The sequence below is a fragment of the Niveispirillum sp. genome (assembly GCF_052437035.1).
Classification (GTDB): Bacteria; Pseudomonadota; Alphaproteobacteria; order Azospirillales; family Azospirillaceae; genus Niveispirillum.
Map to the genome: position 1 here is coordinate 551,607 of NZ_JBQVOH010000001.1, position 13,814 is coordinate 565,420.

Annotated in this window: 15 protein-coding genes; 7 read left to right on the forward strand and 8 right to left on the reverse strand. The window is 66.6% G+C overall.

The genetic code is table 11. The features are described from left to right. Window positions 1–519, reverse strand: coding sequence for a hypothetical protein (locus ACT6Q8_RS02680; protein WP_054167089.1), 519 nt, complete (start codon window positions 517–519; stop codon window positions 1–3). Between the two features lie 315 nt (window positions 520–834). Here ACT6Q8_RS02680 and ACT6Q8_RS02685 point away from each other — a divergent pair, with 315 nt between their 5' ends. Genes ACT6Q8_RS02685 through ACT6Q8_RS02695 form a run of 3 tightly spaced genes read left to right on the forward strand, consistent with a single transcriptional unit; the run spans window position 835 to window position 3,990 of the window. Further along, entirely contained in the window at window positions 835–2,112 is a 1,278-nt protein-coding gene (locus tag ACT6Q8_RS02685; protein ID WP_444732546.1) for a 3-deoxy-D-manno-octulosonic acid transferase, read from the forward strand. Further along, window positions 2,112–3,095, forward strand: a complete 984-nt coding sequence (gene lpxK, locus ACT6Q8_RS02690) for a tetraacyldisaccharide 4'-kinase (RefSeq protein ID WP_444732547.1) — start codon at window positions 2,112–2,114, stop codon at window positions 3,093–3,095. Before ACT6Q8_RS02685 ends, lpxK begins: the two co-directional genes overlap by 1 nt. Then, window positions 3,088–3,990, forward strand: coding sequence for a lipid A biosynthesis lauroyl acyltransferase (locus tag ACT6Q8_RS02695; RefSeq protein WP_444732548.1), 903 nt, complete (start codon window positions 3,088–3,090; stop codon window positions 3,988–3,990). Before lpxK ends, ACT6Q8_RS02695 begins: the two co-directional genes overlap by 8 nt. Before the next feature lie 3 nt (window positions 3,991–3,993). Here the strand turns inward: ACT6Q8_RS02695 and ACT6Q8_RS02700 are convergent, their stop codons facing one another. Beyond that, entirely contained in the window at window positions 3,994–4,356 is a 363-nt protein-coding gene (locus tag ACT6Q8_RS02700; protein ID WP_444732549.1) for a cupin domain-containing protein, read from the reverse strand. 7 nt (window positions 4,357–4,363) lie between these two features. Then, a complete protein-coding gene (locus ACT6Q8_RS02705) occupies window positions 4,364–4,828 on the reverse strand; it encodes a nucleoside deaminase (RefSeq protein ID WP_444732550.1) in 465 nt (154 codons plus the stop codon). 89 nt (window positions 4,829–4,917) lie between these two features. Between ACT6Q8_RS02705 and ACT6Q8_RS02710 the strand changes: the two genes are divergently transcribed. Next, window positions 4,918–6,234 carry a pseudouridine synthase gene (locus ACT6Q8_RS02710; protein WP_054167093.1) on the forward strand — a complete coding sequence of 439 codons (1,317 nt, stop codon included), beginning with the start codon at window positions 4,918–4,920 and terminating at the stop codon, window positions 6,232–6,234. After that, a complete protein-coding gene (locus ACT6Q8_RS02715) occupies window positions 6,215–6,781 on the forward strand; it encodes an RsmD family RNA methyltransferase (protein ID WP_444732551.1) in 567 nt (188 codons plus the stop codon). Before ACT6Q8_RS02710 ends, ACT6Q8_RS02715 begins: the two co-directional genes overlap by 20 nt. 1 nt (window position 6,782) lies before the next feature. Here the strand turns inward: ACT6Q8_RS02715 and ACT6Q8_RS02720 are convergent, their stop codons facing one another. The 4 genes from ACT6Q8_RS02720 to ACT6Q8_RS02735 form a co-directional block, all read right to left on the reverse strand. Beyond that, window positions 6,783–8,339 carry a sensor domain-containing diguanylate cyclase gene (locus ACT6Q8_RS02720; RefSeq protein ID WP_444732552.1) on the reverse strand — a complete coding sequence of 519 codons (1,557 nt, stop codon included), beginning with the start codon at window positions 8,337–8,339 and terminating at the stop codon, window positions 6,783–6,785. An 83-nt stretch (window positions 8,340–8,422) separates the two neighbouring features. Beyond that, on the reverse strand, window positions 8,423–10,012 hold the full coding sequence (gene xseA, locus ACT6Q8_RS02725; RefSeq protein ID WP_444732553.1) for an exodeoxyribonuclease VII large subunit: 1,590 nt from the start codon (window positions 10,010–10,012) through the stop codon (window positions 8,423–8,425). A 40-nt stretch (window positions 10,013–10,052) separates the two neighbouring features. Continuing rightward, window positions 10,053–10,418 carry a type II toxin-antitoxin system RelE/ParE family toxin gene (locus tag ACT6Q8_RS02730; RefSeq protein ID WP_444732554.1) on the reverse strand — a complete coding sequence of 122 codons (366 nt, stop codon included), beginning with the start codon at window positions 10,416–10,418 and terminating at the stop codon, window positions 10,053–10,055. Continuing rightward, the gene (locus tag ACT6Q8_RS02735) at window positions 10,363–10,569 is read right to left on the reverse strand and encodes a hypothetical protein (protein WP_054167097.1); all 207 of its coding nucleotides are present in this window, start codon (window positions 10,567–10,569) and stop codon (window positions 10,363–10,365) included. Before ACT6Q8_RS02735 ends, ACT6Q8_RS02730 begins: the two co-directional genes overlap by 56 nt. Before the next feature lie 126 nt (window positions 10,570–10,695). Between ACT6Q8_RS02735 and ACT6Q8_RS02740 the strand changes: the two genes are divergently transcribed. Continuing rightward, entirely contained in the window at window positions 10,696–11,136 is a 441-nt protein-coding gene (locus tag ACT6Q8_RS02740) for a YqaA family protein (protein WP_444732555.1), read from the forward strand. 62 nt (window positions 11,137–11,198) lie between these two features. After that, complete coding sequence (locus tag ACT6Q8_RS02745; protein ID WP_444732556.1) at window positions 11,199–11,801, forward strand: hypothetical protein; 603 nt, start codon at window positions 11,199–11,201, stop codon at window positions 11,799–11,801. Between the two features lie 45 nt (window positions 11,802–11,846). Here the strand turns inward: ACT6Q8_RS02745 and pepF are convergent, their stop codons facing one another. Then, complete coding sequence (pepF, locus tag ACT6Q8_RS02750) at window positions 11,847–13,766, reverse strand: oligoendopeptidase F (RefSeq protein WP_444732557.1); 1,920 nt, start codon at window positions 13,764–13,766, stop codon at window positions 11,847–11,849. Window positions 13,767–13,814 lie beyond the last annotated feature (48 nt).

Consider the following 13,814-nt stretch of genomic DNA (forward strand, 5'->3'; position numbering starts at 1 on the left):
TCACCGGCGCCCGTCCCAGAATTCCAGCGGCGCCGACACGGACGGGGCGCCCAGGATATTGCCGCCATACTTATGGCGCAGGAAGCTTTCATTATAGTTCAGGCGCGGCGTGCCATAGGAATAGCCATAGGGTGTGTAGTAGCCGCGATTGTTGGAATAAAACGGCTCGGCGTCATAACCGATCTGCCCGTCGCCTAGCAGCTGGTTCGACCGGCGGGCGCCATATCCGCTGCTGAAAGACGGCATGTTGCCGCTGACCGACAGGCTGAAACCGTCCGGCAGGCGGGAGCTGTTTTCCCCCGACAGGGCCAGGGCGGCCGCAGCGGCGGCATCGGCACCGGGGCGGGCATAGGATTGGGCAGCGGCGCGTTCGCCGGGCGTCACGTCGCGGCTGATCGGCTTGAAGGTATTCACGGGCTTGCCCGCCTCGTCCGCCAGAACCGGTGCCGACATCGGAACGGCCACCAGCAAGGCGGCAATACCGGCGGCGCGGGTGTGACGGGTGACAGCGTTACGCATCGCAATTCTCTCCACTGCCGGGGCGGTGCCTGTCCTGAAGACCGGGGCAGCGCCACAATCGGGGGAACCGGGCCGCCCCACGGACGCCCGCATCATGTCTCTAAGGTCATGCGTCGTGGCGTCCACGTCAAGGGGGCTAAGCGCTTTCTTGCCCAGAAATCCCCTTTGCCGCAGAAGGCTCCATGCCAAATTGAACAATGATCAAGGCTGAATTATGGCGATAGGCGGCATGGCTGCCGGGGAACGGCCATGGTGGCGGGCAGGGTTTTCACCGTGCTAGCTTGCCGGGACAATGCCAGAGACCCCGATCCCCCCATGTTGTACAGCCTTTATCGCGGCCTGACGCATCTGGCCGGCCCGGCCATTGGCCGGCTGCTGGACCGGCGTGCCGCGCGTGGCAAGGAAGATCCGGCCCGCCGGCATGAACGGCTGGGCTGTCCGCTGCTGCCCCGTCCGGCGGGGCGGCTGGTCTGGGTCCATGCCGCCTCGGTGGGGGAGGCGCTGGCGGTTCTGCCGCTGGTGGAAAGGCTGTTGCCACTGGGGCCGCAGGTGCAGGTGATGGTGACGACGGGAACGGTGACGTCCGCCGCGTTGATGGCAAGGCGGTTGCCGGGGCCGCGTGCCTTTCACCAATATGTGCCGGTGGACCTGCCCGGTGCCGTCGATGGCTTCCTGGCCCATTGGCGGCCCGATCTGGTGCTATGGGTGGAATCGGAATTCTGGCCCAATCTCCTGTCCGCCATCCGGCAGGCCGCCATTCCCGCTGCCCTGGTCAATGCGCGGCTGTCGGCCAAAAGTTTTGGCAATTGGCGGCGGTTTCCGCGCAGCGCGCGGCGGCTTCTGTCCGTGTTCCAATTGGCCCTGGCCCAGACGGGGGTGGAGGCGGAACGGCTGTCGGCGCTCGGCATTGCCGATGTGCGGGCTGTGGGCAACCTGAAATATTCGGCCCCGCCCTTGCCCGCCGATCCGGCGGTGCTGGACACCCTGTCGGCTGCCATCGGGCCCCGCCCCGTCTGGACCTTTGCCAGCAGCCATGCGGGGGAGGAGGCGATGGCCATCGCGGCGCAGGTGGAATTGCGCCGGCACCTGCCCGACGCGCTGCTCCTGCTGGTGCCGCGCCATCCCGATCGGGGGGGGGAGGTGGCGGGGATGCTGTCCGCCGCCGGCCTGTCTTTTTCCCGCCGAAGCGAAGGTGGGCTGCCGGCGGCGGGGGATGCGGTCTTCCTGATGGATACGCTGGGGGAGATGGGGCTGGTCTTTCGCCTGGCTCCTGTCACGGTGATGGGCGGGTCCTTCATGCCCGTGGGCGGGCATAATCCCATTGAACCCGCCCTGCTGCACAGCGCCGTCATCCATGGCCCGCACATGTTCAATTTCGCGGAAGTTGCGGCGGCGATGCAGGCGGCGGGCGGGCTTCTGCCCCTGGTCGGCCCGCAACAGATCGCCGATGCCGTTGCGGGCCTGCTGTCCGAGCCTGAGCGGCGACAGGCGCAGGCAGAGGCGGCACGAGAGGTGGCCCTGCGCAATGCCACGGCCATTGACCGCGTGATGACGGCGCTGGCACCGCTACTGCACCGGGCGGGGGTGGGCTAATGCGCGCGCCTGCCTTCTGGTACGCCCCGCCGGGCCTGCTGTCGGCGCTGCTGACGCCGCTGTCATGGCTGTGGCGGGCGGGTGCCGTGCTGCGGTTGCGGGTACCGGTGAAGGCGACGGTGCCGGTACTGTGCGTCGGCAATCTGGTGGCTGGCGGGGCCGGCAAGACGCCCGTGGTGCGGGACCTGACGGCGCGGCTGCGGGCGCGGGGCGTGGCGGCGGCGTCGCTGTCGCGCGGGCATGGCGGGCGCATGCGGGGGCCGCTTGCCGTTGACCCGGCCCTTCACCATGCAATGGATGTGGGGGATGAGCCGCTGCTGCTGGCCGCCACGGGTGCCGCCTGGATCGGGCGGGACCGGGTGGCAGCGGCCAAGGCCATGGCCGAGACGGGTTTGGGCGCCATTATCCTGGATGATGGGTTTCAGAACCGCGCCCTGCACAAGGATTTGTCGCTGATCGTCGTTGATGCCGGGGCCGGGTTCGGCAATGGCCACGTCATGCCGGCGGGACCGCTGCGGGAGAGTGTGACCGGCGGGCTGAAACGGGCGGATGCGCTGGTGGTCATCGGCGACGGGCCGGGTCTGGCGGCGGCCAAGGCAATGGCGGGGCCGCTGCCCGTGCTGACGGCCCGGCTGCTGCCCGATCCGGCGGCGCTGGAGCCATTGCGGGGCCGGCCCCTGCTGGCCTTTGCCGGGATCGGGCGGCCTGCGAAATTCTTCGCGACCCTGCGCGATGCCGGCCTGTCGGTGGTGGCGGAAAGGGCGTTTCCCGACCATCACCCGTTCCGTGCGGCGGACCTGTCCGCCCTGCTGGCACAGGCACAGGCGCTGGGCGCCACGCTGGTGACGACGGAGAAGGATGCGACGCGTCTATCGCCCATCTGGCGGCCCCGTGTGGCGGTGCTGCCTGTCCGCCTCTCCTGGGATGATCCCGTTGCGGTGGAGCGGCTGCTGGATCGGTTGATGGAGACGCGCCATGGCTGACCACAGCCGCCTGCGCCGCCGGTTCGACCGGGTTGTCGGCTACCGTCTGCAAGCCGCTTTCGTCTGGCTGTTCATAGCGACCATGCGGTTGCTGTCGCCCGAACAGGCATCGGACCTGGCCGGCAGCCTGCTGCGCCGGATCGGCCCGCGCCTGTCGCGGTCGCGGCGCATGCGGCGCGATATCGCCCGCGCGCTGCCGGGGCTGGAACCGGCGTGCATCGATGCCATTATCACCCAGGCCTGGGACAATCTGGGCCGCACCTTTGCCGAATATGTGCATCTGGACCGTATCGCGGCGGATTTCGACCGGCATGTGCAGGTGACGGGGCTGGAGCACCTGCAGGCGCTGGCGGGCGATGACCGGCCCGGTATCGTCTTCACCGGCCATTTCGCCAATTGGGAACTCTGCGCCATGGTGTCGGCGCGGGTGGGTCTGCACCTGACCTATGTGTTCCGCAAGCCGAACAATCCGTTCGTGGCCGAGATGCTGGCCCGCGCCCGCGCCCCCCTGGGTGGCACCATGGTGCCCAAGGGGCGGGAGGCGGCGCGCGGCCTGATGGCGGCCATCCGGGCCGGCGGGCATGTCGGCCTGCTGGTCGATCAGAAACTGAATGAGGGGCCGCTGGTGCCGTTCCTGGGGCGGGAGGCGCGGACGGGAACGGTCCTGGCCGATCTCGCCCTGCGCTATGACGCGCCCGCCGTGCCCATCCGCGTGGTGCGGACGGGTGCTGCGCGGTTCCGCGTCACCATCCTGCCGCCGCTGGATTTTGCCCGGACCGGGGATGTGAAGGCCGACACGCTGTCGGCGATGAAACAGGTCAATGCGCTGCTGGAAGACTGGGTGCGCGACGATCCCGGCCAATGGATGTGGCAGCATCGGCGCTGGCCGGAGTGACCCTCACTCATAGACCGCGTAATATTTCTTCGCAGGCTCCAGAATGTCCCACACACCGGTGAAGCCCGCCGGCATGACAAAGGCGTCGCCCGCCTGAAAACGCCGTTCGGAGCCGTCATCACCCCGCACCACGACCACACCTTCCAACAACTGGCAGAACTCATTCTCTGTGAAGACCACGCGCCAGGAACCGACGGCGCCGGTCCAGATGCCGCAATTGAAGCGGCCATCGGCGCTGCTGAACCGGTTGCTGACGGACTGCACCGGGTTACCGGTCAGGATGCGGTCGGCGGCGGGGCGGTAGGTCTCAGCCTCCGGGCCGGGATCACTCAGCACCGTGACGGCGGGGAACTGGCTTGTCATCATCAAACTCCTATCGCCTGTCCTTGAAGAAATCGCGCAGCAGGTTGGCCGCCCGCGCCTCCCCGAACCCGCCATAGGCGTCGGGCGCGTGGTGACAGGTCGGCTGCTGGAAATAGCGGGGGCCATGATCGACGGCCCCGCCCTTGGGATCATAGGCCGCGAAATAGACGCGCCGCAGCCGTGCGAAACTGATGGCCCCGGCGCACATGGCGCACGGCTCCAGCGTCACATACAGGTCCAGGCCGGGCAGGCGCGGGCTGTTCAGGGCGGATGCGGCCTGACGGATGGCCAGCACCTCGGCATGGGCCGTGGGGTCGGACAGTTCCTCTGTCCGGTTGCCGGCGGAACCCAGCACGCGGCCCGTGGCCGGGTCCACCACGACGGCACCCACCGGCACCTCCCCACGCGCCGCCGCCTGTTCGGCTTCGGCAAAGGCAAGGTCCATGGGGGTAGGGGCATTGGGAAGGTCGGTCATGATGCGCGCAAGGCTGCATGGGACGGTCGCGCCCGTCAAGGCGGGGCGCGGCTTGCGGCAATCTTGTTTCGCGCGTAATCTCCGCGCCCATGTCCCAGAACAGCTATGACCCCTTGCGTCAGGTGCCGGTTGATGCCGTCGCCGACGAAACCGACCTTGATGCCGCGCCCGAGCTTGCCGGGGGTGAACGCATTGCCAAGCGCCTGGCCCGTGCCGGCGTCTGCTCCCGCCGCGATGCCGAACGCTGGATCGCCGAAGGCCGCGTCCGCGTGAACAGCGTGACCTTGGAAAGCCCGGCTTTCCTGGTCCGCGATGGCGATCGTATCCAGGTCGATGGTCAGACCGTGGGCGAGCCGGAACCCACCCGCCTCTGGCGCTATCACAAGCCCGAAGGGCTGGTGACGACGGCGCGTGACGAGAAGGGCCGGGCCACCGTCTTCGACCATCTGCCGCACACCATGCCGCGCGTCATCTCCGTCGGGCGGCTGGATCTTGCGTCGGAAGGGTTGCTGCTGCTGACCAATGACGGGGCGCTGGCTCGGCATCTGGAGCTGCCCTCCACCGGCTGGCTGCGCCGCTACCGTATCCGCGTGCATGGCGTGCCGACACCGGAAACCATGCGCAAGCTGGAAGAGGGTGTGGTTATCGAGGGGCTGGCCTATGGCCCCATCGAAACGGTGATCGACCGCACCGTCGGCTATAATTCGTGGCTGACCGTGGGCCTGCGTGAGGGCAAGAACCGGGAGGTTCGCCGCGTGTTCGAATGGCTGGGCCTACCGGTCAGCCGTCTGATCCGCATCGCCTATGGCCCATTCCAGCTGGGCAAGCTGGACCCCGGCGCCGTGGAAGAGGTGCCGCGCCGCGTCCTGCGCGACCAGATGCCCGACTTCTTCCCGGCGGAGGAAGAACCGGCGCCTGCCGATGGTGCGGCCAAGCCGGCGCCGGGTGCTGCCCCGCGCATGCGCTATGACCGGCTGCCCAAATCCATGGAAGCTGCCGCCCCGGCCAGCGCCACCAAGGGCCGGGCCAAGCCGTCGGCGGCCAAGGCCCGCGACAGTGTGGAGCGCCTGATGGGCGGGGGGCGCAAGGCCTCATCCTCCGCGCCCAAGCGCACGGCCCCGCCGTCACGCGTGGAAGCCGAAGTGCCCAAGGCTGCGCGCCGTGGGGCCGGGGATCAGTTGAGTGACAGCGCGCGCCGCGCCGTCGCCAAGCTGGACCGCGCGCTTGCCGGTGCTGACATCCCCGATGACGACGCCCCCGCCCGCCGCGGGCCGAAGCCGGCGCCCAAGCGTGCCGCCGCCGCGGCGCCTGCCAAGCCCCCGGCCAAGGGTCCTGCCCCCGGCAATGCCGGCGGTGGAAAGCCGGCCCAGAAGGGTGGAGCGCCGCGTGCGGATCGTCGCCGGTAAGCATCGGGGCCGCCGGCTGGAAACGCCGGCGGGCCGTGACGTCCGTCCGACCAGCGACCGCACCCGCCAGTCGCTGTTCAACATCCTGTCGCATGGTGACTGGATGGAGGATGGCAGCGACGTGCTGGACGGCGCTGATGTGCTGGACGCGTTCTGCGGCACCGGCGCCCTGGCGCTGGAGGCGCTGTCGCATGGTGCCTCACGCGCGGCCCTGCTGGACAAGGCGCGCTCCTCGCTGGACATTGCGCGCCGCAATGCGGAGATGCTGGGGGAGGGGGCGCAGTGCCGCTTCATCCTTGGCGACGCGGCCAAGCCGCCGCCGGCTCCCTTTGCGGCGCGGCTGGTATTTCTGGACCCGCCCTATGGTCAGGACCTGTCGCCGCCGGCCCTGACGGGCCTGTCACGTGCCGGCTGGATCGCGCCGGGTGCCCTGGTCTGTGTGGAGGTCGGGGCAGAGGATGCCTTTGCGCTGCCGCCGGGGTTCGATGCGCTGGATGTGCGCGACTATAGTCAGGCGCGCATCCATTTCCTGCGCTACCGGGGCTGATTCAGGCGGCGACCATGGAGGGCGAGGCGATCTCCACCCGGTCACGGCCATTTTTCTTGGCCGTGTAGAGCGCCTCATCCGCGCTGTCCAGGATCACCTCGAAACTGGCGGGTACCGGCCCGACGCCCGTGCTGGCCAGACCGATTGATACCGTGACATGGCCATGCGGGCTGCCGCTGTGGCGGATGCCCAGGGCGGCCACCGTTTCCCGGATACGGTCGGCCACGGCGCGCGCGCCGGTCAGATCGGTCTGGGTCAGAAGGACCGCGAATTCCTCCCCCCCGATCCGGGCGGCAAGGTCGCCGCCACGGGCCACGGCGCGGGTGATGGCCAGCGCCACCGACCGCAGCGTCGCGTCGCCCGCGCCGTGGCCATAGGTGTCGTTGAAGCTTTTGAACAGGTCGATATCGATCATCAGGATCGCAGCATCATGCGGCATGCGGGTGACGCGCGCCTGCTCCCGCCGCAGCATGTCATCGAACATGCGGCGGTTGGCAATACCGGTCAGGGGGTCGGTGGTCGCCATCCGCTCCAGCCTGGCATTGGCATCGCCCAGCGCCAGTTGTACACGCAACCGCTGCCGGCTTTCCCGGTGCAGCAGGCTGATCAGGGTGATGATACCGCTGATCAACAGGGCGGATGTCAGCCCGATGGTCCAGGCCTTGCGCCGCCAATGTCCGTAAACAAGGTCCAGAGACTGTGCCAGACTGACCCGCATGGTGGAGCCGGCAACGGCGGTGGAGACAACGAGCCGTGTGTCGTCCAACGCGCCTGGTTCCTCATAGACGGCCAGTGGTTCCCCGACGATAGCCTGCAGGTGGGGGTCCTGGCGGAGGTCGCGGCCAATGGCCAGCGGGTCCGCCGGCTGCCGGGCCAGGATGATGCCCTGGTCGAGAAACAGGGTCAGGGCCGATCCTTCATCCAGTTGCAGGTCGGTCAGCAACCCGTCGAAATAGGTCAGCAGCATGGAGGCGACGACCACTCCCCGGAACGATCCATCTGGGCGGTTCAGCCGCATGGACAGCACGATCACCGGGTCCTTGGTCGTGGCCGAAATCAGCGGGCCGGTGATCAGCATGGCGGGATCGTCATGGTCCCGGTGATAGGCGAAATAGGGTCGCCAGGCCCGGCTTTGCCCCCTGACGTCATTGCCGCCCGATTCTGCCTCAATGATCCCGTTTGCATCCGTCACGAACAGCACGCCCAGCGCCTTTGGTGCGGCGGTGTGTGAGAACAGGACCATGTCCCGCAGATGTTCGGGCACCTGCTGGAAATCCGGCGATGTCACCGTGTCGCGCAGGGATGACAGGACGAAGCGGAACAGGTCGATATGCCGGGATATGTCGCGCGCGATGGCACCGGTCAGGTTCACCGCCGCTTCCTGGGCATGATCGCGCGCAGCGGCGCGGTCCTGATAGAGTTGCACCGAGATGATCACGGCGAGTGCTGCGGCCATCACCATACCGAGGACGAAGCCAAGCCAGCCCGTGCTGCGCGTCAAGGCGCGCGCACCGGCCAGGGCAGCCGCAGGTTTCGACGATGTGAACAGATCGCTCATACCGGCAGCATATACCGGTATGGGAATTGGTAAATTACCGGGCACTTATCCAAGCGGATAGGATTGATCTGGTCGGTCAACCATTAAAACAGACGGCCCTGTGGCCCGGCATCGCCCGCTTTGCGGGTTGGTCGCGCCGGGCGTGGGGGTGTGGCCGGCGGCGTCCCCTCGCCCTGACTGATGGTCGCACCGGCATTGCCATCCTGAAAGGCGATGGTCACCCTTTGTCCCTCTGTCAAACCGGCGGCATGCGTCACGGGCTGCCCATCACCATCGGTAACCAGGGCGAAGCCGCGCGACAGCACACCGCGATAGGACACGCTTTCCAGCAGCCGGCCCAATTGGGCCAGCCGGTCGTCCTTGGCCGACAGGTCAGCCAAATGCGCGCGTTCCATGCGGGTGGGCAGGTCGGACAGGCGGGCGGCCCCATCGGTGAAGGCACGGCGGATGGTCCGGTCGGACAGACGGTCGGCGATACGGTGATAGCGTCCCTCAGACAGGCGGATGGCGCTGTCCAGGCCGGTGCGCAGGGCCCGGCCCGCCCCGTCCAGCCGGGTGGCAGCCAGCCGCAACACCTCACGCGGGTGGTGCAGCTTCAGGTCCAGCTGCCGCACCGCCGTCCGCCGCCGTTCGATCCCGCCGCGCATGGACAGGATCAGGCGCTCTGCCCGGTCATCCAGCCGCTGCGTCAGCCCTTCCAGCAGGCTATGCGGATCGCCCAGGCCGCGCGCCAGCCCCTGCACATAGGTGCGGCGCTGATCCAGGGTGCGGGTCATGGCACGGTGCAGCCGGCGCTCATCATCCAGCACCTGGCCCAGCAGATCCGCCCGCACCGGCACCGCCATCTCCGCCGCTGCCGTGGGCGTGGGCGCGCGGCGGTCAGACGCGAAATCGATCAGGGTCGTATCCGTTTCATGCCCCACGGCGGAGATGAGCGGGATGCGGCTTTCGGCGGCGGCGCGGACCACGATCTCCTCGTTAAAGGCCATCAGATCTTCCAGGCTGCCGCCGCCGCGCGCCACAATGATCAGGTCGGGGCGCGGCACACGGCCGCCGGGCGCCAGACTGTTGAAACCCTGAATGGCACGGGCCACCTGTTGTGCCGCGCCGTCGCCCTGGACCGCCACGGGCCAGAGCAGGACATGGCGCGGGAAGCGGTCGGCCAGACGGTGCAGGATGTCGCGGATGACGGCCCCGGTCGGGCTGGTCACCACGCCGATCACCTGCGGCAGGAAGGGCAAGGGCTTCTTGCGCTCGGGATTGAACAGCCCCTCGGCGGCCAGCCGCTTCTTACGCTCCTCCAGCATCTTCAGCAGCGCGCCTTCGCCCGCCAGCTCCATGCTGTCGATGACCAACTGATACTGGCTGCGGCCGGGGTAGGTGGTCAGTTTGCCCGTGCAGACCACCTCCATCCCTTCTTCGGGGCGCACCGACAGGCGCGCCATCGTGCCCTTCCAGCACACAGCCTCAATCACCGCCGCGTCATCCTTCAGACGCAGGTAAAGATGGCCGGACGAATGGCGCTTGGGCTGGCTGATCTCACCCCGCACCCGGACATAGCCGAACGCATCCTCCACGGTCCGCTTCACGGAACGGGCCAGATCGCTGACCGTCTGTTCGGGCAGATTGGTGCCAGGGCGGGCGGGGGCGGGATCGGACAGGAAATCGCTCATGATGCCGGCATGATAGGGGGATGGGGGCTTGGATGCCAGTCTAGTGGCGACGCATGATGGTCGCGATATCCCGATGCTGATGCAGAATTCTGATAACCAATCGCGTGCGAGGGTCAAACATGATGACCCACGGGGGTTCATTGATGAACCGAACCGGTCGGTCCGCCGATACATCGTGCCGGATATGGCCGGCTTCCGTTCCCTCAGCTATCGCTCTGCAACGGCGCGTAAGGCGGGCCAAGCTCCGTCTCGCCACGATGGGCCCGAACGCCCTGGCACTTGATCGCAGTATCAAAACCAGATCGCGAAGCGCCTGGGGCAGGAGATTGGAAGGTAAAGCGCTGTCTTGATCAGCCTTTGCGAGCAGGTGGCGTATCCAGATGGGACAGCCGGTCAACCCTGGCATTGACCAGAGCCTCCGCTTCCCATTCCTGCTCCAGCGCCGTCAGGATGGCGCGCACGTCACTGACGGGCACAGGTCCGGTCCGGTCACCCTCATCAAGGGCGGCCTGGATACTTGCGGATAGATTGCGGTCGAGAACGCTATACCGGGGCATTCCAATTCACCTGCATTTGCGACGTTAGCCTAACGTGACCGCCCGATCTCGGCAAGCAATGCCGCATTGGCAGCGTCCCCCCTGACCGATAGAACAAAGCCCCGGCAACCCGTCGCCCAAGGCTACATGCTCACCGATCCCGCCTATTGGAGCCTGTTCTTCCTGTCCATGGCGGCGGCGACCTTGTTGCCGGGCGGGTCGGAGCTGGCGTTGGTGGCGCTGCTGGCCGATGGGACGCGGCCAGCCTGGGCGCTGGTGGTGGTGGCCACCCTGGGCAATGTGCTGGGGTCCCTGATCAACTGGATGCTGGGCCGCTGGCTGCGTCGGTTCGTGGGCCGGCGCTGGTTTCCCGTGACGGCGGCGCAGCTGGCGCGGGCGGAGGGGGTATTCGCCCGCTATGGCGCCTGGACGCTTCTGTTCTCTTGGGTGCCGGTGATCGGCGATCCGCTCACCGTCGCGGCGGGGACGCTGGGCGTGAAATTAAGCGTCTTCCTGCCGCTGGTGACGCTGGGCAAGGCATTGCGTTATGTCGTTCTGGCCGGCGTGACAATGGGTGTGCTGGGATAGGAGTTGGCCGATGGCGTTGCAAAAGCTACGATGATTTGCACTTATTGTATGTAGAGGCGACAATGATGGATCAGCACCGTATTGTGCCTTCAGCAGTGTTTGTGCTGTTGGCGTTGGGTCTGGTTGCTTGTGACGCCAAGGTCGAAGTGACCCACACGCCCGCCAAGACGACCGTCGTCCAGACGTCCGCCCCTCTTCCACCCCCCGCCTTCGACCCGACCGTGTTGATGACGCTGGACCTGACCGATACCGCGTTCTCGGTACCTGCGCGCGTCGTCCTTGTTACCGTGCAGGACCGCCTGCAGCTTCTGCAAAGCATTGAAGAGGTGAAAGGTACTGTTCAGCTTGCGGTCAAGAATGTGACATTGACGGGTCCCAACACAGGGGTATTGCCGCGCGTTGAAGTCCATATGGGTCTGGCCGTTGGCGCCAAGCCCGACGCCAGTAGCCTGGTCGGTGTCATTGAGGCGAAGAAGACCGCGCAAAGCCCGATCTTTGAGGTGACCGACCGTGTCAAACGCATTCTCAAAGCCGGGCCTGGAAATGAAATCGCCTTCACCTTCGTGCCGGTCGGCGATGACGCCGCCCAACAACCCACAGTCACATTGACGGGCGTGACGCTGAAGGTTCTTCGCGGTGATCTCCGCCAGTCGAAGGAACAATAGCGCGTGTGGCGGGGCAGGTGAATGCACACCCACCCCGCCTTCACCTTACTGAGCCAGCAGCTTTTCCATCTGGTCGATGGTGGCGTCCATGCGGCGCACCAGGGCCTGATAGGGGGCGGCGGTTGCCATATCCAGGCCTGCCTTCTTCAAAAGCGGATAGGGATATTCCGACCCACCGGCCTTCAGCACGTTCAGGTAATTGTCCCGCGCCTTGGCACCGCCCTTGGAAATCTGTTCGGCGAAATAGGTGCCGGCAGAGATGGAGGTCGCGTACTGGAACACATAGAAGGGACGATAGAAATGCGGGATGAAGGCCCATTCCGCGCAATATTTCTCATCGATCTTCATCACGCCTTCGGCGTCGCCATGATACTTCTTCAACAGGCCGCAATAGATGTCCTTCATCTTCGACCCGGACAGCGCCTCGCCCCGTTCCACGGCATCATGGGTGGCCAGTTCAAACTCCGCGAACATGGTCTGGCGGAAGAAGGTGCCGCGCAGTCCTTCCAGCGACTGGCCCAGATAGAACAGCTTCTCTTCCTTGGTCTTGGCCTTTGTCACCAGATAGTCGGTCAGCAGCATCTCGTTCGTGGTCGACGCGATTTCCGCCATGAACAAGGAGTAATTGGCCAGCTCATAGGGCTGGGTCTTCGACGCCAGGGCCGAATGCATGCCATGGCCCCATTCATGGGCATAGGTCGACATGGAGTTATAATCGTCCTGATGGTTCAGGAAGATATACGGATCCAGCCCATAGCTGCCCCAGTGATAGGCGCCGCTGTCCTTCCCCTCCGACGGATAGACATGCATGGTCCGCTTGGCCGTCAGGGCCGCCAGCATGTCACCATATTCCTTGCCCAGCGGCTTGACGGCGGCCAGGGTCAGCGTCCGCGATTCGTCCAGCGTGAACTTCTTGTCCAGGCTGATCAGTGACGGATAGATGTCGTAATAATACAGATCCGGCAGCTTCAGCATCTTCTGCCGCAGCTTGAAATAGCGGTGCAGGGTGGGCAGGCCCTTGTTCGCCTCTGCCACCAGGGTGCGGTAGACAGCTTCCGGGATATCGTTATTGGCCAGTGATGCGGCGACGGCGGTCGGGTAACCGCGCAGCTTGGCATCGATGGTGCCGGTCTGCACGGCCGCACCCAGCGTGTTGCCCATGGTGGTCGTGTACTGGCCGAACTTGGTCCAGAACGTGTCGAACACCAGCTTGCGGACGGCCCGGTCTTCATTCTGGCGCAGCGACTGGTAGGCGGACTGGTTCACCTTGCGCTTGGTGCCATCGGGCAGGGTGATCTCCGGCCAGTCGATATCGGCATTGGCCAGCGCGGAATAGGTGTTGCTGGCCGATCCCAGAACGGGGCCCAGGGCCGCCAGGGCCGCTTCGGTTTCCGGCGTCAGGGTATGGGCCTTCAGGCGCAGGATATCGTTCAGGCGGAAGGCATGCTTGGTGAGGCCGGTATCGGCCTTGATGAAGCTGGCGATCTTGTCGGCACCCACCCCTTGCACCTCGGGCGAGACCCAGGCGGTGGCGGCCTGCGCCTGCGCCGACAGGGCCTGCGCCAGGCTCCAGCGTTCCTGATACTCATTGTTCCGGGTGTCGGTGGAATATTGCAGGTAGGCATAGACCAGCACGCGTTCCACATCGTGCCCGACCTTGGACATGCGGTCCATGGCGGCGCGCAGGGTGGTGGCATCCTTGCCCAGCGTACCTTTCAGCGTGTCCAGCGAGGGCAGGTCGGCCAGCGCCTGCTTGCGCGCCGCGTCCCAGGATGCGTCATCCTTGAAGATCGGCGTCAGGTCCCAGACATAGCGCGGGTCGGTCTTGGCCGGCGCCTCGGCGCTGGCCGGGGCGGGCTGCTGTGCGGCGGCGCTGGCGAGCGGCGCCAGGGCGGCGGCCAGTGCGATGGCGGATGCACCCAGCAGGCGGCGGGCGAAATGCGGGCGGTGATGATACTGTGTCATGCTGTCCCTGTCCGTTCGGGGGCCGTGTCGCGACCATGCGCCGGCCAT